The sequence below is a fragment of the Sphaerospermopsis sp. FACHB-1094 genome, assembly GCF_014696195.1.
In the GTDB taxonomy this organism is placed as follows: domain Bacteria; phylum Cyanobacteriota; class Cyanobacteriia; order Cyanobacteriales; family Nostocaceae; genus Sphaerospermopsis; species Sphaerospermopsis kisseleviana.
In genome coordinates, this window is the sequence record NZ_JACJPT010000008.1 from 63,002 (window position 1) to 81,704 (window position 18,703).

General features: G+C 37.4%; 19 protein-coding genes and 1 tRNA gene. 15 read left to right on the plus strand and 5 right to left on the minus strand.

From position 1 onward, the window contains the following. The first annotated feature begins 23 nt into the window (after window positions 1–23). The 3 genes from H6F47_RS03990 (at window position 24) to H6F47_RS04000 (ending at window position 1,929) form a co-directional block, all read left to right on the plus strand. The gene (locus H6F47_RS03990; RefSeq protein WP_137667054.1) at window positions 24–1,103 is read left to right on the plus strand and encodes an alpha-hydroxy acid oxidase; all 1,080 of its coding nucleotides are present in this window, start codon (window positions 24–26) and stop codon (window positions 1,101–1,103) included. An 89-nt stretch (window positions 1,104–1,192) separates the two neighbouring features. Continuing rightward, window positions 1,193–1,276: transfer RNA gene (locus H6F47_RS03995), tRNA-Leu, on the plus strand. Window positions 1,277–1,515: 239 nt separating this feature from the next. Continuing rightward, a complete protein-coding gene (locus H6F47_RS04000) occupies window positions 1,516–1,929 on the plus strand; it encodes a hypothetical protein (RefSeq protein WP_190647779.1) in 414 nt (137 codons plus the stop codon). Window positions 1,930–2,033: 104 nt separating this feature from the next. Here H6F47_RS04000 and H6F47_RS04005 read toward each other — a convergent pair whose 3' ends face one another. Next, window positions 2,034–3,215: a glycosyltransferase gene (locus tag H6F47_RS04005; RefSeq protein WP_137667067.1), complete on the minus strand. Its 1,182-nt coding sequence runs from the start codon at window positions 3,213–3,215 to the stop codon at window positions 2,034–2,036. 33 nt (window positions 3,216–3,248) lie between these two features. Here H6F47_RS04005 and shc point away from each other — a divergent pair, with 33 nt between their 5' ends. Further along, on the plus strand, window positions 3,249–5,153 hold the full coding sequence (shc, locus tag H6F47_RS04010; RefSeq protein WP_137667053.1) for a squalene--hopene cyclase: 1,905 nt from the start codon (window positions 3,249–3,251) through the stop codon (window positions 5,151–5,153). A 234-nt stretch (window positions 5,154–5,387) separates the two neighbouring features. Here the strand turns inward: shc and H6F47_RS04015 are convergent, their stop codons facing one another. Further along, entirely contained in the window at window positions 5,388–5,654 is a 267-nt protein-coding gene (locus H6F47_RS04015; protein ID WP_137667052.1) for a hypothetical protein, read from the minus strand. 1,219 nt (window positions 5,655–6,873) lie between these two features. Here H6F47_RS04015 and gvpA (H6F47_RS04020) point away from each other — a divergent pair. The 8 genes from gvpA (H6F47_RS04020) (at window position 6,874) to H6F47_RS04055 (ending at window position 12,137) form a co-directional block, all read left to right on the plus strand. Continuing rightward, window positions 6,874–7,089 carry a gas vesicle structural protein GvpA gene (gene gvpA, locus H6F47_RS04020; RefSeq protein WP_057178839.1) on the plus strand — a complete coding sequence of 72 codons (216 nt, stop codon included), beginning with the start codon at window positions 6,874–6,876 and terminating at the stop codon, window positions 7,087–7,089. 117 nt (window positions 7,090–7,206) lie between these two features. Next, window positions 7,207–7,422: a gas vesicle structural protein GvpA gene (gvpA, locus tag H6F47_RS04025; RefSeq protein ID WP_057178839.1), complete on the plus strand. Its 216-nt coding sequence runs from the start codon at window positions 7,207–7,209 to the stop codon at window positions 7,420–7,422. A 207-nt stretch (window positions 7,423–7,629) separates the two neighbouring features. Then, window positions 7,630–8,304, plus strand: coding sequence for a gas vesicle protein GvpC (gvpC, locus tag H6F47_RS04030; RefSeq protein ID WP_190348517.1), 675 nt, complete (start codon window positions 7,630–7,632; stop codon window positions 8,302–8,304). A 313-nt stretch (window positions 8,305–8,617) separates the two neighbouring features. Further along, window positions 8,618–9,820, plus strand: a complete 1,203-nt coding sequence (gene gvpN / locus H6F47_RS04035; protein ID WP_096567134.1) for a gas vesicle protein GvpN — start codon at window positions 8,618–8,620, stop codon at window positions 9,818–9,820. Next, window positions 9,817–10,377: a gas vesicle protein gene (locus H6F47_RS04040; RefSeq protein ID WP_096567132.1), complete on the plus strand. Its 561-nt coding sequence runs from the start codon at window positions 9,817–9,819 to the stop codon at window positions 10,375–10,377. The genes gvpN and H6F47_RS04040 overlap by 4 nt, the downstream gene beginning before the upstream one ends. Window positions 10,378–10,487: 110 nt before the next feature. Further along, entirely contained in the window at window positions 10,488–10,994 is a 507-nt protein-coding gene (locus tag H6F47_RS04045; RefSeq protein ID WP_137668581.1) for a gas vesicle protein K, read from the plus strand. Window positions 10,995–11,037: 43 nt separating this feature from the next. Then, complete coding sequence (locus H6F47_RS04050) at window positions 11,038–11,778, plus strand: GvpL/GvpF family gas vesicle protein (RefSeq protein ID WP_096567128.1); 741 nt, start codon at window positions 11,038–11,040, stop codon at window positions 11,776–11,778. Between the two features lie 89 nt (window positions 11,779–11,867). Beyond that, window positions 11,868–12,137, plus strand: a complete 270-nt coding sequence (locus H6F47_RS04055) for a gas vesicle protein GvpG (RefSeq protein WP_096567126.1) — start codon at window positions 11,868–11,870, stop codon at window positions 12,135–12,137. A 199-nt stretch (window positions 12,138–12,336) separates the two neighbouring features. Here H6F47_RS04055 and H6F47_RS04060 read toward each other — a convergent pair whose 3' ends face one another. After that, window positions 12,337–12,654, minus strand: a complete 318-nt coding sequence (locus H6F47_RS04060; RefSeq protein ID WP_137668580.1) for a gas vesicle protein — start codon at window positions 12,652–12,654, stop codon at window positions 12,337–12,339. Between the two features lie 167 nt (window positions 12,655–12,821). Here H6F47_RS04060 and H6F47_RS04065 point away from each other — a divergent pair, with 167 nt between their 5' ends. Genes H6F47_RS04065 through H6F47_RS04075 form a run of 3 tightly spaced genes read left to right on the plus strand, consistent with a single transcriptional unit; the run spans window position 12,822 to window position 17,348 of the window. Then, window positions 12,822–13,502 carry a GvpL/GvpF family gas vesicle protein gene (locus H6F47_RS04065; RefSeq protein ID WP_096567122.1) on the plus strand — a complete coding sequence of 227 codons (681 nt, stop codon included), beginning with the start codon at window positions 12,822–12,824 and terminating at the stop codon, window positions 13,500–13,502. A gap of 36 nt (window positions 13,503–13,538) precedes the next feature. Then, a complete protein-coding gene (locus H6F47_RS04070) occupies window positions 13,539–15,437 on the plus strand; it encodes a TRC40/GET3/ArsA family transport-energizing ATPase (RefSeq protein ID WP_190348518.1) in 1,899 nt (632 codons plus the stop codon). 54 nt (window positions 15,438–15,491) lie between these two features. Continuing rightward, window positions 15,492–17,348 (plus strand): AAA family ATPase, encoded by a 1,857-nt coding sequence (locus H6F47_RS04075; protein ID WP_190348519.1) that lies wholly within the window; start codon window positions 15,492–15,494, stop codon window positions 17,346–17,348. Between the two features lie 123 nt (window positions 17,349–17,471). Here the strand turns inward: H6F47_RS04075 and H6F47_RS04080 are convergent, their stop codons facing one another. Continuing rightward, window positions 17,472–18,110, minus strand: coding sequence for a histidine phosphatase family protein (locus H6F47_RS04080; protein ID WP_190647781.1), 639 nt, complete (start codon window positions 18,108–18,110; stop codon window positions 17,472–17,474). A gap of 361 nt (window positions 18,111–18,471) precedes the next feature. After that, window positions 18,472–18,603: a hypothetical protein gene (locus H6F47_RS28380; protein WP_268932479.1), complete on the minus strand. Its 132-nt coding sequence runs from the start codon at window positions 18,601–18,603 to the stop codon at window positions 18,472–18,474. Window positions 18,604–18,703 lie beyond the last annotated feature (100 nt).

Consider the following 18,703-nt stretch of genomic DNA (forward strand, 5'->3'; position numbering starts at 1 on the left):
ATAATATATTTATTTAAACAGACATGATTTCACCCATTAATTTATTTGAGTATGAAGAGTTAGCAAAAACCCATCTACCCAAAATGGCGTTTGATTATTACAGTAGTGGTGCATGGGATGAAATTACTTTAAAAGATAATCGCGCTGCTTTTACACGGGTGAAACTGCGTCCTAAAATGCTCGTTGATGTCGGTGAAATTAACTTGACAACTGAAGTTTTAGGTGCATCGTTGCAGTTACCTCTGATGATTGCACCTATGGCTTTTCAGTGTTTAGCCCATCCAGATGGGGAAATTGCTACAGCAAAAGCCGCAGTTTCCGCAAGTGTGGTTATGGTGCTGAGTACCTTATCTACTAAGAGTTTAGAAGATGTGGCAATGGTTGATGATGGTTTGCGCTGGTTTCAACTTTACATTCACAAAGATCGGGGTTTAACTCGTGCTTTGGTAGAAAGAGCTTATGCAGCAGGTTACAAGGCACTTTGTTTAACTGTGGATGCGCCAGTGTTGGGAAAAAGAGAGCGAGATCAACGCAATGAATTTACCTTACCCCCTGGTTTACATCCTGCTAATTTAACCAAAATGTCAGGTTTAGACATTCCCCAAGAAAAAGGCGAGTCTGGTTTATTAACTTATTTTGCCCAGCAGATTAATCCGGCTTTGACTTGGAAGGATTTAGAATGGTTAAAATCTTTAAGTCCTTTACCGTTAGTTTTGAAAGGAATTTTACGGGGTGATGATGCGGTGAGGGCAGTGGAATATGGCGCACAGGGGATTGTGGTTTCTAATCATGGTGGTAGACAATTAGATGGGGCGATCGCTTCCTTGGATGCTTTACCGGAAATAGTCGCCGCAGTGGATGGTAAAGCGGAAGTCTTGTTAGATGGGGGTATTCGTCGGGGTACTGATATTCTTAAAGCTTTAGCGTTAGGGGCGAAAGCGGTTTTGATCGGTCGTCCGGTATTATGGGGATTAGCGGTATCTGGAGAAACGGGAGTAGCTGATATTATCAACCTACTCAAAGAGGAACTAACTACAGCAATGGCTCTCAGTGGTTGTGCTAGACTAGAGGATATAGATTCTAGTTTGGTGATTTGTCGTTAGTGGTTGTGGAAAAAAAAGGGCAAAAAAATTTTTTTTCCAAACCCTTGCCAAATTAGAAGAATAGGTTATAATAGAAAAGTTGCTACCAAGGGCGAGTGGCGAAACTGGTAGACGCACCACACTCAAAATGTGGCGACCTTGCGGTCATAGGAGTTCGATTCTCCTCTTGCCCATTGCTTACTAGATAAGGGTTTTAGGGTTTTTGGGTTAGAAAATTCAAGTCTTAACTTTGATACTTTCTACCAATTTTCTACCAAATCTGTCAAGCACTATTTTTTAGATCAAAAAAAATAATCACTAACATAGTTATACCAGATAATTGAAACCTTTACTGTGTATAAATTGTAGGTATTTTGGCTAGAAGCTAGGATAACTACCTGATCAGTGTATATCAAGGTATTATAGAAAATACATGATGCGGTTAATTTTAATAGGAATTTTGATTTTATTAACAGCTTGTAGTAGTATTGCATTGCAACCGACTTATGAATTAGTTGAAAAAGCCATTGCTATTCAACTAGAAAAAACTCAAAAGCAACTTACACAAAAGCTAGATTTAGACTTTCAAAAATTTGAGATTAAGCAAGTAGTAATTACGCAAGAAGAACCTTTAACCATTGAATATTTACCAGCTTATCATGTCCAGGGAACTTATGATTTAACTGTTAAATTACCCAAAAAACAAATCACTCAACCACAAAAACCTTTTGATATTTATTTACAAATTCAACGAGAAGGTAAAAGTTGGCGTTTGCTACTTCCTGAAAAAACTAATAACGATAAACCATCAATTTGGCATAGTTATCAATTGATGATTGATGATTGACAATTGATAATTTCTCGTTCGTAGTCTGAGACTGGGAACGAGATAAAAAGAGAGAGATAAAATTCTGACTCCTTGAACTCCTGACTCCTGACTTTTTAATAATTCTAATTTTGATAAACTCTACCTTTCCAAGCACCTCCTTTTCCTTGCCAATGTCGGTTAGCAGAATCTAATGTCATTAAAGTATATAAAAAGGCAATGATAGGTAAACAAAAAGCTAACCAAAGAGGACATTTATAAAAGGCGATTATGGGAAAATATGCGAATGTCATTAATAGCGATATGAGTAGACCTGTAATGATTATTAGCAGATTACCCATAATTAAACCTAAGATAATTCCTAAAATTGGCAGCATATAAACTATAAACATTCCTAAGACACTTCCCACTAACAACAAAGGAGAATAATTTAGTTGTGTGTAGGCGCTACGGGCTACCATATTCCAAATAGTTTCTAGGGAATCATAAGGACGCAAACTATAAGTTAAAGCATCTAATCCCACCCAAATTTTACCTTGATGAGATTTCACGACTTTGGCTAAAGAACAATCATCAATTAATGCTTGACGAATTATTTGTAGTCCGCCTATTTTTTCTAGGGTTTCTCGACGAATTAAAATACAACCACCAGCAGCAGCAGCAATAGATTTTTTCGGGTTATTTACCCAACGAAAAGGGTAAAGTTTTTGAAAGAAAAAGACAAAGGCAGGTATTAATAATTGTTCCCAAAAACTTTGACAGCGCAGTTTTACCATGAGAGATACTAAGTCTAAATTCTCTGTTTCTGCTTTGGCAACTAATCGCCGTAAATTACTAATATCATGTTCTATATCTGCATCTGTTAGTAATAAATAGTCAGGTAGTTGTAAGGACGTTTCATGAAACGTCTCTACAGCAACTTTTACACCTTGTTCCATTGCCCAAAGTTTACCACTCCAACCATGAGGTAAATCTGCACTATAAATAATATGTAATTGTTCGAGTTTATCAACTGCGTAAGCTACTCCTTGGGCAAAATTGGCTGTACCATCGGTACTTTGATCATCTACTAAAAATACATGAAAATTACCAGGATAGTCTTGTAAAAGGAGCGATCGCAAACTTACAGGAATTACATCAGCTTCATTCCTCGCTGGAACTACTACACACACTGTAGGTAAAGATTGTAATTTATTTGCTGTGGTTTTTAACTGTTGATCTACCCGCCAAAACTGCCCCCAAAACAACAGTAAAAATAACCAAATTGCTAAAGATAAAACCATCAAACCCGCTAAAATTTCTACCATAACTTCTACCATAACTGCTGAGGTCAGGATTTTATGCAAACACAAGACAGGGTAAAAGTCAAGGAAATTACAGAAGCGATCGCCGCTAGTCAAAAACATCTGCTGTCAATTCAAAAACCCGATGGTTATTGGTGGGCGGAATTAGAATCAAATGTTACCATCACTGCGGAAACTGTACTGTTACATAAAATTTGGGGAACAGATAAAACTCGACCTTTGCATAAGGTTGAAAACTATTTGCGATCGCAACAAAAAGAGCATGGAGGATGGGAACTATTTTATGGTGATGGGGGAGAACTCAGTACCACTGTAGAAGCTTACATGGCTTTGCGGTTGTTAGGTGTACCTGCAACAGATCCCGCACTCATCAAAGCAAAGTCTTTAATTTTGCAAAAAGGTGGAATTAGCAAAACCCGCATTTTTACTAAATTACATTTAGCATTAATAGGTTGTTATAATTGGCGTGGACTGCCGTCATTACCACCTTGGGTAATGCTATTACCTGAAAATTTTCCCTTCAATATTTATGAGCTTTCAAGCTGGGCGCGTTCTAGTACCGTGCCATTATTAATAGTCTTTGATCAGAAACCTGTCTTTGAAATTGACAACCCCATCAACCTAGATGAATTATATACCGAAGGTGTGAATAATGTCAAATGGGAATTACCAAAAAATAATGATTGGTCGGATATATTTACCATTTTGGATGACGGGTTTAAATTAGCAGAAAGTTTAAATTTTGTACCTTTTCGAGAAGAAGGAATCAAAGCTGCTGAAAAATGGATTTTAGAACGTCAAGAAGCTACAGGAGACTGGGGGGGAATTATTCCCGCCATGTTAAATTCTCTGTTAGCTTTAAAATGTCTAGATTACGACGCTAACAATCCGATTATTTACCGGGGTTTAAAAGCAGTTGATAATTTCGCCATGGAAACAGAAAATAATTACTGCATTCAACCTTGTGTTTCTCCCGTATGGGATACAGCCTGGGCAATTCGCGCCTTAATTGATTCAGGTTTTGAGGCAGATCATCCAGTAATAGTAAAAGCTGGAGAATGGTTAATAGACAAACAAATACTTGATTATGGTGATTGGTTTGTCAAAAATAAACAAGGAAAACCCGGTGCTTGGGCGTTTGAATTTGATAACCGCTTTTATCCCGATGTGGATGATTCTGCTGTAGTTGTCATGGCTTTGCATCAGGCAAAATTACCCAATGAAAACCTCAAAAAACAAGCTATAAAAAGAGCTTTAAATTGGATAGAATCAATGCAATGTCAACCGGGAGGATGGGCAGCTTTTGATATTGATAATCATCAAGAATGGCTAAATTCTATTCCCTATGGTGACTTGAAAGCTATGATAGATCCAAATACTGCCGATGTCACCGCTAGAGTAATAGAAATGTTGGGCGTTGGTAACTTATCAATTCCGGCAGATAAGTTAGAAAAGGCGTTGAATTATCTTCTCAATGAACAAGAAACAGAAGGTTGTTGGTTTGGACGTTGGGGAGTAAATTATATTTATGGAACAAGTGGAGTTTTATCAGCATTAGCATTAATAAACCCCCAAAAATATCGCAGTGAAATAGAACGAGGTGCAGCTTGGTTAGTGAAAGTGCAAAACGCTGATGGTGGTTGGGGTGAAACTTGTTTTAGTTACAATGATCCGAGTTTAAAAGGTCAGGGAGACAGTACCGCATCTCAAACAGCTTGGGCGATAATTGGATTAATTGCAGCAAGTGAAGCAACGGGAAAATTTGATTTTCAGAGTCTTGAAAAAGGGGTTAATTATTTGTTAGAAACTCAAAGTTCAGATGGTACTTGGGATGAATATTACTTTACAGGCACAGGTTTTCCTTGTCATTTTTATCTCAAGTATCACCTTTATCAACAGTATTTTCCCTTAATTGCTTTGGGAAGATACAGCAGAATTTAGTAGTCAGGAAAAAGCACTGCGTTGAAGAGTAAAAATTGCTTGCTGTATAAGTTAGATCCTGTACTTGATTGATCTGCAATTTGCTGTATCACTGAATTAATAGGTGTATTGACACTCTGTTAACCTAAGCATGAGAGTCACCCCTCATGCTCGGCTTCAAAACCGTGGGTGATGTTTTCAGATCACATGGCTTCTTTCTAAGTTAACCTTAACTAAGTACAAATGTGTTTATATTTAGCCTTTTGTAACTCGATTTTCAAATTCTTTGCAAGTATTTTCGACTATAGCAAGAGCAGATGGATAAATACTATTATGCTCTTCTTTCAGCCAGGCTAAAAGTCTAGCAAGCTGGGCGTTCCGTAAATCTAAGTCTGTCTGAAAAATTATTGATGTTGCCATTGCTTGAGCATATTGAGGTGGATGACCTTGCTGGACTAAAGCATCAATCAGAGCGGCTAAGGCTTGCTGTGACACAGAAGCAGAAGTATTTTCTATAGACATAATTTAGGGAGAAATAATTGAATTTGACTAATTATAATAATAGATTTCACCTAATATTGCCATTCCTATTGTTCAGTAATTTTAAATTACTCAGTACCTAGGGTTTGCTGAAAAAGTCTTGTCGTGGAGACAGGGAACAGTTTCAAGAGTTCGATGGGAGCGATTTTTCCTTTGTGTACAATAGGACTTACGCAAGATGTGACTGAAAACCTTATTCTTGCGTAGGGGTAATTCATGTAGCTTGCTTCCCGAAGGATATTACCCCTACTTTCGTTCCCTTTTGCGTAAGTCCTGTATAAGTTGAAATCTCAGTATATATTCACTATTAAGCTTTTAGCCGTAAATCAATGCTTTTTAAATTGATTAGTCTGAATTGATTATACTTAAATAATTTTTGCTCACGAAACTGCAACCCATACAGAACAAGGTGAATAGAATAAATACTTAAACCTAATGTCTTTTTATTATACAAACTTTTGGCTATTTACAGATCACAGATACTGGTATGTGTAGATTAAGGTAAGTTACAAAAAATCTATTTTACTCCTAATATATTTACTTTTGTAACATTGTTGTTAACACAAGTTATAATTAGAACATTTTTTTTATCATAAAATTTACGTAAATATTTGTGATCAATGTCATTTAAGAGTAAAAATCATTACTTAAAGGCAATTCCACGTAAGGACAAAAACATAATTTCCTTAGCCATAAATTTCTTGATTTTTAGTTTTTTAGCCAGGTTGGCATTAAAAATTGTCATTGTCACAGTCAAGAAGGATCAGGGAAGAGACTCAAGAGAAAGGTTTTGGGTAAATTTAATTTTTGTTACAATCCGTTACATATTGAGTTATAACTTAGTAATAATGACTGACTTTATTCTCTACTACTGATTTTTTTGCCAGGCTATTTACAAATAGTAAAACTAGTGATATTAGTATAAAGAGTTCAAGCGAGTGTATAACTTACTATCTTGTGAATGTTACATGACTCCAGTAAGCTAGGTTAACATCAGAAAATTCTGGGACTAAACAAACTGGAATTTCCTAGTGAGACTAACTATATAGTGGTTTAACCACATACATAAAGTTGTCTCCATATAACCTAGTAAATAAAAGATCGACCTTTATAAACCTTACTGTAGTCATATTTACAATGAAACTATTACAAGATATAAGTAGATACTCAAATCAACAACAATGAATTAAGGTGCAAAACAATGGCAGTTGAAAAAACTAATTCTTCCTCCAGCTTGGCAGAAGTTATTGATAGAATCCTAGACAAAGGTATCGTTGTAGATGCTTGGGTTCGTGTTTCCTTGGTTGGTATTGAATTACTAGCAGTAGAAGCTAGAATCGTAATCGCATCTGTAGAAACCTACCTGAAATATGCAGAAGCTGTAGGTTTGACTCAGTCTGCTGCGGTACCTGCTTAATTTTGAAGTAGATATGCAATGAGTAGAATAATTATCCAATTAAAGGTAATTATTCTGCTAAACTTGGTTTGGCAATGCCAAAAAATAAACAACAATAAAAAATTAAGGTGCAAAACAATGGCAGTTGAAAAAACTAATTCTTCCTCCAGCTTGGCAGAAGTTATTGATAGAATCCTAGACAAAGGTATCGTTGTAGATGCTTGGGTTCGTGTTTCCTTGGTTGGTATTGAATTACTAGCAGTAGAAGCTAGAATCGTAATCGCATCTGTAGAAACCTACCTGAAATATGCAGAAGCTGTAGGTTTGACTCAGTCTGCTGCGGTACCTGCTTAATTTTGAAGTAGATGTCCGAGATTAAGAATTTAATTAGGATTAAATTCTAGTACCATCATTGCTTTTTTAATGACTTTGATATGCGGAAATATAGTTTTCATGAAAGCATATCTATTAAAAAAGCAGAAACACCTGCAACTACATTCACTGAGTAAAAAACTCCGGTGAATGTAGTTGATACCAGCTTCTAATTTCTAGGAGAACTTCATGGCGGCTTTAATGGAAAGAATCCGGCAGGAGAATAACTCAATATTTGAGGAAGTAAATTTATTCCTGTCTGAGACAAAAAGCAAGCGGTTTACTCAAGCAAAAAAACAAGCGGAAGAACTGCATCAATTCCAGCAGCAACTCAAGCAAACAACTGATGAGTTTTTGACAAATGCTGCTAAAGAACGCATTGCTCAAACTAACCAGCAAGCAAAAGAGTTGGACGAGTTCTATCAGCAACTCAAGCAAACAACCGATGAATTTTTGGCAAATGCTGCCCAAAAACGCATTGCTCAAACTAACCAGCAAGCAAAAGAGTTGGACGAGTTCTATCAGCAACTCAAGCAAGCAACCGATGAGTTTTTAGCAAATGCTGCTAAAGAGCGTATCGCTAAAGCTGAGGCACAAGCGAAAGAGTTGAGTGAGTTCCATCAGCAACTTGAGCAAACAACCGATGAATTTTTAGCAAATACGGCTAAAGAACGTATTGCTAAAGCTGAGGCACAAGCGAAAGAGTTGAGTGAGTTCCATCAGCAACTTGAGCAAACAACCGATGAATTTTTAGCAAATACGGCTAAAGAACGTATTGCTAAAGCTAATGAACAAAAGCAGAATCTGCGTCAATTCCGTCAGGATTTATTTGCGAGTGTTATTGGCAATTACCGTCGCAATTAATACTCACAATCCTGCTGACTGTTAGATAATTGGGCTATATAGTAATTCCCCCTAATCCAATAGTTGTAAAACTGTGAAGATCAGGGGGTGAATAATAAAAATCAACAATGAGTTTTGGCGTTCAACAATGATAGTCTCAGTTTATACCTGTTTCAAGCTAGAAACAACAGCTATTTGAAAAATAACTTGACTACAGTTATATAACTAAGCTCTCTGCTGGAAACTATATAGATTAAGTATAGCACATTCCAATTAGAAAAGATAGCAATCTTTTTCCCTTTTTTCCAAGTTATTTTCCAACTATCGTGAATTTATGACTATCATGAATATGAATCAGAAAAGAGCAGTTCTTCGTGTTCGCCCAGGGCAGTTTGTGGTGACACCTGCTATTGAAAAAGTAGCATCTCGGGCTTTACTTTATCTCAAGTCAGGGTTTCCCATTCACTTACGGGGTCCAGCTGGAACAGGTAAAACTACCTTAGCTCTGCATTTGGCTCATTGTTTAGACAGGCCAGTCATGTTATTGTTTGGAGATGACGAATTTAAGAGTTCAGATCTGATTGGTAGTGAATCGGGATACACTCACAAAAAGTTACTCGATAATTATATTCACAGTGTTGTAAAAATTGAAGACGAATTCAGACAGAATTGGGTAGATTCTCGACTAACTTTAGCTTGTCGGGAAGGATTTACGTTGGTATATGATGAATTTAATCGTTCACGTCCTGAAGTTAATAACGTATTGCTTTCAGCCTTAGAAGAAAAAATTCTCAGTCTTCCCCCTAGCAGTAATCAACCAGAATATTTAAATGTTAATCCCCAGTTTCGGGTAATTTTTACCTCTAATCCAGAAGAGTATTGCGGCGTTCACTCTACACAAGATGCTTTAATGGATAGATTGGTAACTATTAATATGCCAGAACCAGACGAGTTAACTCAAACTGAGATATTAATTCAAAAAACAAATCTAGATAGAGAATCTGCTTATTTTATCGTGCATTTAGTTAAATCATTTCGTCAGGCTACAGGGGCTGAAAAAACTTCCGGCTTGCGGTCTTGTTTAATGATTGGTAAAGTTTGTGCAGATAACGGTATTGTAGCAACACCAGAAAATGCGGACTTTCGGGATATTGCTATGGATATTTTATTCAACCGCACAAATTTATCTATCAGCGAGTGTACATCTATTTTGGCGGATTTGCTGAATCAAGCTTCTACAAGCGTAGCCCAGGCTTTAGAGATGATGAATGTTGATGAGGAGTTTCATAACGGTTATTCTCTAAAGGAAGTTTCCCAGCCTCAGACTGATTTAGAAACTTTAGAAAATATAGTTCCTTTTGAGAAGGAAGTTTATTATTACCTAACTGAGCATAAAAGTGAAGGAATAAATGGACTGCAAAAAGCTTTGAATCTAGACAAGAATGTAATATTCAATGCTCTTCATTCTTTAAAGCAAAAGTCTTTGGTTAACAAAGTTAATGGTCTTTATACTATTCAAGAGTTGAATCACTCGTGACTTCTACCCCAATATTGCCAACACGTCAAACAAACCCAAGTCGAACTATTACCACATCTACCCAAGGTTCGACTTTGGCGGACATTCTCGAAAGAGTTTTAGATAAAGGTATTGTCATTGCAGGTGATATATCTGTATCTATTGCTTCTACCGAACTTCTACATATTCGTATTCGCTTGTTAATTTCCTCCGTTGATAAAGCTAAAGAGATGGGTATCAATTGGTGGGAAAATGACCCTTATCTCAGCAGTAAGGCGCAAAGTCTGGTTGAAGAAAACCAACTACTCCAACAGCGCCTAGAAAGCTTAGAAGCGCAAATGAACGTAATGAAATCAGCAATAGAAGAAGGGCAACTAACCTTAGCTAATACGGAAGCTAGTTTTGAGGAAGAGAACCAAGAAGTGATCCCATTATCCATAGATAGCAACATACAAGAAGAAGAGGAATCTGTCATAGAAGAGGAGCAATTTACTTTAGCTAATACGGAAAATATTTCTGGGGAAATAGACCAAGAAAGTATACCATTGTTATCCATAGATCCCCCCGTTGATGTCTAATTGCAATTTAGGAGTTATCCAAATTTAGATTAATCAAAACTGGAACTCCTGAAATTTTAATCATTGTGAAAAGAACTTAGTGGAAAAAACTTAAAGTTTTAGATGACATCATGGAAATGGTTGACACTCCAATTAATAATTCTCAAGATTTACTAACTACTGGTTCTAAATCCAAGAATGAAGCGGGTTTAGCTCCTTTATTGTTGACGTTACTAGAATTGGTGCGTCAACTGATGGAAGCTCAAGTAATTCGGCGGATGGAACGAGAATGCTTGAGCGAATTAGAGTTGGAGCGAGCAGCAGAAAGTTTACAAAAGTTGGAAGAGCAAATTTTACATTTGTGTGAAATATTTGAAATTAATCCAGAGGAGTTAAATGTAAATTTAGGAGATTTTGGTACTCTTTTGCCTCATCCAGGCTCTTATTATCCAGGGGAACCTAGCAACAATCCTTCTATATTGGAATTACTGGATCGCCTGTTAAATACGGGAATTGTTGTAGAGGGTGAAGTAGATATAGGTATAGCTCAGTTGGATCTGATTCATGCTAAATTGCAGTTAGTTCTGACCTCTAAACCAATTGGGTCAATTAAATCAGAAGCGACATATCCTTCGTAAAATAAAGTTTAAGTTTAAATACATTTTAATTAATTTGCAGATTATGAATTTTGGTCTTTATTTGTACGGTATTTTCCCTGAATCAATTTCTAATTCTCTGGAACTTAAAGGATTGGATGGACAAACTGTTCAGAGTCAAGTAGTTGATGGATTTACTTTTTTATATTCAGAAGCTTGTCAAGAAAAATATTTAGCTTCTCGCCGAAATTTATTGGCTCATGAAAGAGTGTTAGAAGAAGCAATGAAGGCGGGATTTCATACGCTTCTACCTTTGCGCTTTGGATTAGTTGTTAAAGATTGGGAAGAAATTAATAGACAACTGATCCAACTATATAAGCAGCAGTTAGAAGAATTATTTAGCAAGTTAGCAGGACAAAGAGAAGTAAGTATTAAGATCCTTTGGAATACTAAGTCTGAAGTCCAAGCAATGATGGAATCTAATCCAGATTTAAAACAGCAGCGGGACAAGATGGAGGGTAAAAACTTAAGCATGGAAGAGATTATTGGTATTGGGCAGTTAATTGAAAGTAATTTGCAGGCTCGTAAGGAAGCTGTAATTCAAGCTTTCTTGGAGGAATTAAATCCTTTAGCAACAGAGGTGATTGAAAGTGAACCGATGAATGAAGAAATGATATACAATGCCGCATTTCTCATTCCTTGGGAAAGCGAATCTGTATTTAGCGAGCGCGTGGAAACTATTGATCAGAAATTTGGCGATCGCCTACGTATTCGTTACAATAATTTTACTGCGCCCTATACATTCGCGCAGCTTGTTTCTGAGTAGTATACCTAATTTCTTGCAGCCCCAAGCTGTGATGTTAAAAAGTTGGTTTTTGCTGAAGATAACTTAAAAACTCAATAGGATTTATCAATATGTTAATGAAAATTTTACTAGCTCCCATAACTGGACCAATTGGTGGAGTTGTCTGGATTGCAGAGAAAATCCAAGAGCGTACAAATACAGAGTTTGATGCTCAAGAAAATTTACATAAACGATTATTAAGTTTACAGCTTGCCTTCGATCTCGGTGAACTTGGTGAAGAAGAATTTGAGGCTCAAGAAGAGGAAATTCTTTTAAAAATTCAAGCATTGGAAGAGGAAGCCAACAGAGATGCTGAAGCTGAAGAATTACAGCTTGTCTAAATTATCAGTACAATCCTGGCGGTGTCTAGATTGCATAGATTATTGTTTACCTGCTATAATCTCTGAAATCTTGAAACCATTTACTGGTAATGACAACGTCTGCACACAAAGTAGTGCTTCCTAGCAAAAACTTATCTGGTAATTATCTTGAGGATAAGAGTAGAAAACCCGCTCATGCGGGTTAAAGTTTAAACAAAAATTAATATTCAATCTCAAAAGTGTGGTAATTATGCGGTTCACTAGTTTCCTTTTTCTGAGATATATTTTGAACAGTTGTTGAGTGAGGTTGACGTAATCTATGAATGGTTTTTTCCGTTTCTTCGATCTGATGATTTAGAACGTCTAACCTTTGTTGGAGTACAAACATTCTTTCTTTAATTCCATATAACTCTCGTTGGATACGTTGCTTTTCAGTCACCATTTTATAAAGCTCTAATTGACTTGAAGCATCTGATTTATTTCTAGGCATCGTACTAACTTTAGCCCTAATCAAACCGCGGTTGCGAATATTTTTCATGAAAAGTACCTAAATATTTTCAACATTATAACTAGTTTTATTCAATTGTAAACGCCTAAATACTCAAATAATAGATTTTTTTTATAAATTCAGAAAATATCAAGTTGTAGTTTTAATGATTATAAAAAATTTGTCAGTCATTGGTTGTATGTCTCTATGGAAAAAAGATGGAATTAGAAAACTTCTACACTTATGCTTTTTTAGAAACTCCTAGCTTTCCCCTAACCTTGCCCCAAGGAATTGCTAGTCAAGTAGTTTTGATTAATGGTACTCAACTTTCTGCTATTGTCGAGCCTGGAATATCTTTAGAATCGTGCCAAAAAAATGATGCTGAAATTATCCAGATGGCTTTATGTCATGATCGAGTTATTTGTGAAATTTTTGAGCAAATTACAATTTTACCATTGAGATTTGGCACTTGTTTTAAGTCTCAAACAAAACTACTTAACTATCTAGAATTGCATAGCCAAGAATATCGCAAACAGCTAGAAAAAATCAAAGGTAAAGTCGAATTTTGTTTAAAACTAATTCCTCATTCCTTACCTGAAACAGAAACATTTACGGAAAAGGGGAGGAATTACTTTTTAGCTAAAAAGCAACAATATCAAAATAGACAAAACTTTACTATTGCTCAAGATACAGAAAAACAAAACTTAATTGATGTCATCAGAAATGTACATCAATTGCCAATAGTTATTCAAGACAAGCAAGAAGAAGTAAGAATTTACATTTTGGTTGGCTCTCAAGATAAAATTTTAATTTTAGAACAATTTTTAAGTTGGCAAAAAGCTTGCCCACGCTGGGATTTATCATTGGGAGATGTTCTTCCACCTTACCATTTTATTTAATGCTTATTAACTATTATTTGATTGATTTTGAAAATTATGAACCAGTACGATTCACTTAATTTACTTCTGTTTAGCGGCAAAGGCGGAGTCGGTAAAACCACCATGTCTTGCTGTTTTGCGCGTTATTGGGCGACAAAGTTCCCGGAAGAAAAAATCTTATTATTGTCCACAGATCCGGCACATTCTTTAGGAGATGTATTACTTGCAAAAGTGACAGATGATGCTGCACCAATAGCAGATTTACCCAATTTGAGTATTCAGGCTTTAGATGCTCAAAAACTGCTATTAGAATTTAGGGCAAAATATAGTCAATTTTTAGAACTATTAGTGGAAAGAGGAAGTTTAGCTGATGGAGAAGATTTAGCCCCAGTTTGGGATTTAAACTGGCCTGGCTTAAACGAACTGATGGGATTACTAGAAATACAAAGGTTACTATCAGACAAAAGCGTTGATCGCATAGTAGTTGATATGGCACCTTCTGGACATACCTTGAATTTATTGCGCTTAAAGGATTTTCTAGATGTAATTTTAAATTCATTAGAATTATTCCAAAAGAAGCATCAAGTGATCACAGAAACTTTCACAGGTAGTTATACCCGTGATGAAGTTGACAACTTTTTAGCTGATCTCAAATTTCAATTATCAGAAGGTAGAAGACTACTACAAGATAATCACTTTACTGGTTGTTTAGTAATTGCCATTGCTGAACCGATGTGTTTGGCAGAAACAGAGAGATTTTTAGAACAGTTAAAAACCTTAGATGTTCCCTACTCAGGAATATTAATCAATCGCATTTTGACAGATGCCAATATAGATCCAGATCGTTATGCAGAGCAGGAAAAATACCTACAAAAGTTCTTAAATATTTCCCAAAATCAACCAGTTTTTATTGTCCCACAACAGCCATCAGCCCCATTAGGTAATTTAGAATTAGATCATCTAGCCGCACAAATTCAAAAAATTGAGCAAGTTGAACTGGTATCTGCTCCAGTCATTACATGGCCAGTGAGAATACCACCAAGCTTTAGTGATTTTTTAGCAGCAGGATGTCAACTAATTATTGTCGGCGGCAAAGGCGGAGTCGGCAAAACTACAGTATCAGCAGCAATGGGTTGGGCTTTTGCCAATCATTATCCTGAGCAAAAAATTCGTGTTATTTCCATAGATCCTGCTCATTCTTTGGGAGATGCCTTTGGAGAAAAATTAGGGCATCAGGCCAAATTATTAGCTCCTAATTTAAGCGGACAAGAAATTGATGCTGACAGAATATTAGATCAGTTTCGTACTGATTATCTTTGGGAATTGGCGGATATGATTAGTGGTGAAGGAACAGCAACAGACACAAATGTCAATATGGCTTATCTGCCAGAGGCTTGGAGACAGATCATGTCTCAAGCTTTACCAGGAATTGATGAAATGCTATCCCTAATTACCATTATAAATTTATTAGAAAGTAACCAGCAAGATTTGATTATTTTAGATACTGCTCCTACAGGTCATCTGCTACAATTCTTAGCAATGCCCTCAGCTTTAGGAGATTGGTTATCTTGGATATTTAAGCTATGGATGAAATATCAAGACGTTTTGGGTCGAGTTGATTTCATTGGACGGCTACGTAATCTGCGCCAACAAGTTATCCAAGCTCAAAAGAAATTGAAAGACCCCAAACACACCCAATTTATAGGTGTAATTCAGGCAGAGGAAGCAATTATAGCTGAACATATCCGCTTAACAGAATCTCTGAAAAAAATGGGAATTCAACAACGCTATGTGGTGCAAAATCGCTACACTCAAAATTCAGAAATCAATCAGGGCTTATTTTCAGAACAAACGATTATTCGCTTGCCTCAATTACCCAGGTCGGTAGAACCAATAGACCGAATTAAAGGCGCGGCTGATCTTTTATTTGCATTTGAGGAACTAACCTCCAATTAAAGAACAATTTAGCCGCAACAATATTTTTGTAAGTTCATTTTAGAAAGGGATGTCATGAGTGATTTATTCAAAGGATTTGAGCAGTTCATAGAATTGGTCAAGACGTTAGAAGAAAAAATTGACAGTGGAGAAGTGAAAACTGATGTGCAGTTTAACACAAGATCCGTCAGTAGTATTCCCAGAACAGGCAATATTCCCCGTGGGAGTAGTAGCAATATAGGGACTAGTCGGATCCGCACTCCTTCCTCTCCTTCTACTTCCCCTTCTCCTTCCTCTCCAGCCGCTAATGCAGGTTCATCAGAGCCGATCATACCACCGGATTCTAATTCGGGTATGACCCTCAAAGATATCGGCGGACTGAGTGAAGTTCTCAAAGAACTCAAAGAACTAATTGCTGTTCCCTTAAAACGCCCTGATTTGCTGGTTAAATTGGGACTAGAACCCACACATGGCGTACTGTTGGTAGGACCTCCGGGTACTGGTAAAACTCTGACAGCCAGGGCCTTGGCTGAGGAATTAGGAGTTAACTATATTGCCCTAGTCGGACCAGAAGTAATCAGCAAATATTACGGAGAAGCAGAACAAAGACTGCGAGGCATCTTTGAAAAAGCAGCCAAAAATGCTCCCTGTATTATTTTTATTGATGAAATTGATAGCCTCGCCCCAGATCGCAGTGCAGTGGAAGGGGAAGTAGAAAAACGTTTAGTTGCTCAGTTATTAAGCTTGATGGATGGTTTTACCCAAACTCAAGGGGTAATTGTTCTAGCAGCTACTAACCGCCCTGACCATCTTGATCCAGCCCTACGTCGTCCAGGAAGATTTGACCGGGAAATTCAGTTTCGCATTCCAGACAACAACGGACGCAAAGAAATATTACAAGTTCTGACTCGTAATATGCCTGTGGATGATACGGTCAATTTGGAATTTATCAGCGATCGCACTGTGGGATTTGTAGGTGCTGACTTAAAAGCCGTATGTCAAAAAGCAGCTTACATCGCCTTACGCCGTCAAGTTCCTTCGATTGATGTGCAAGCTCCTGACACTATGACGGTGAATCAATCGGATTTTATACAAGCACTCAAAGAAATCAAACCAGCAGTGCTTCGTAGCATGGAAGTTGAAGTCCCCCATGTGGAATGGGAAGATATTGGTGGTTTGGAGACAATTAAGCGAACCCTACAGGAATCCGTCGAAGGAGCTTTACTGTATCCAGAACTTTACCGCCAAACCAAGGCCGTAGCACCCAGGGGCATCTTGCTTTGGGGTCCTCCGGGAACTGGTAAAACTTTATTAGCTAAGGCCGTAGCTTCCCAAGCCAGAGCTAATTTTATTGGTGTCAATGGTCCAGAGTTACTTACTCGTTGGGTGGGAGCTAGTGAACAAGCTGTGCGAGAATTATTTGCTAAAGCCAGGCAAGCTGATCCCTGTGTCATATTTATTGATGAAATTGATACCTTAGCTCCAGCACGGGGAACTTACACTGGTGATTCGGGAGTTAGTAACCGCGTAGTCGGGCAACTACTCACTGAATTGGATGGTTTAGAGACGGGGACTAATATTTTAGTGATTGGGGCTACTAATCGTCCTGATGCCCTTGACCCTGCTTTATTACGGGCAGGAAGATTAGACTTGCAATTCAAGGTTGATTTACCTGATTTAGCCAGCCGTCTAGAAATTTTGCGAGTCTACACTGAGGGCAGACCTTTGTTAGATGTGGATTTGGCATATTGGGCTGAGTCCACCGAAGGCTGGAACGGAGCAGATTTAGTTTTGCTGTGTAATCAGGCTGCTGTGAAAGCAATTCGCCGTTTTCGAGACCAAGGGGAAACAGACCCGGCTGCTATTAGGATTACTCTTGATGATTTCCAGTATTCTTATCAAATTCTAATGGAGCAGCGAACCGTTAGCTAGAGGCAAATCGGGGCAACCACGGGGGATTGCCCCTACTTTTTTTGTTAACCTCCGGGAGGGGCAACCACGGGGGATTGCCCCTACTTTTTTTGTTAACCTCCGGGAGTCAGAAGTAAGGTGTGTTTATGTTCCTGGACGTGAGCGAATATGATCAGGTATATGGTAGCGATCGCCTAATATCTCCAACAATGGACCATTAACATCAAATTTCACCTTACTGACTGAGGCTACTAAAATATTGACTCGATAGCGATAACATCCCAAATCAATTCCTAGTAAGCTACAAAGTATAATCCGAATTGTGGCTTTATGGGAAACTACTAAAACATTACCTTCTGGGTGTTTCTCTATAATTTCAGTAATCACAGGTATTGCCCGGTTAGCAATTTCTACGGCTGTTTCTCCTCCTAGAGGTGCATTCCAAGCAGGTTCTGACAACCATTTGATATAGTTTTCTGTGTAGTTCTCTTGTACAAAGGATTTACTTTTGGTTTCCCACACACCATAACTACCTTCTCTGAGTCCTTCTCTCACCTGCATATTTATTCCCACAGCATCACAAAATGGTTTGGCAGTAGCAATGGTGCGTTTCATGGGACTAACATAAACTCCTTCCCATTGCAATTGTTTATAAACATCGGCAAAACTTTCTGCCATCTGTATTCCTGAGGTTGTCAATTCTGCATCGGTTTCACCACAGAAATTGCCATTTTGACTAAATGTTGTTTCCCCATGTCGCAGTAAATATAAATTGAGTGCCATAGGTTTGATTGCGATTGGTAATCAGGTTTATAGTGAGCGAAGTCGAACTGAATTTGTGCAAAAATAAATTACCATCAATCTTGCAATTGAATATGTGACACCAGCACAAAGTGATTAGCTAAAATGTTTTATCGAGCAAAATGTTTTATCTAGCCTTTCTACCTTAGTCAAAAAGTCATTAATTTAACCAGTATTTAGGGTTTGCTGAAAAAGTCCCTTCGTTGAGGCAGGGAATAGGGAATAGGGAATAGGGAATAGTTTTAAGCTGTTACACAGCTAAATTGTATAATCCTAATATTCTGAACTCTTGTTTAACAGGCAAGATGCCTGTTCCACTTATACAAATTAAATGCACAACAGCTTAGCTATCTGTTATCCCCAGATTTTCTAATTTATCAGACCCAAAATGCACAGTTTTTAAGGTATACCCTGTAAAAGCTGGCACTTTTTTAACTTCCAGCAGGCTAAAACCCTTTACCTGTAAAGTTTTCATATTTATTCAGCAAGCCCTAGTTAGGGTTTACTGAATAAACCTAAAACCTTGATATATCAAAGGTTAGAGGCTGATAAACACAGAAATTAGTGCAAGGGTT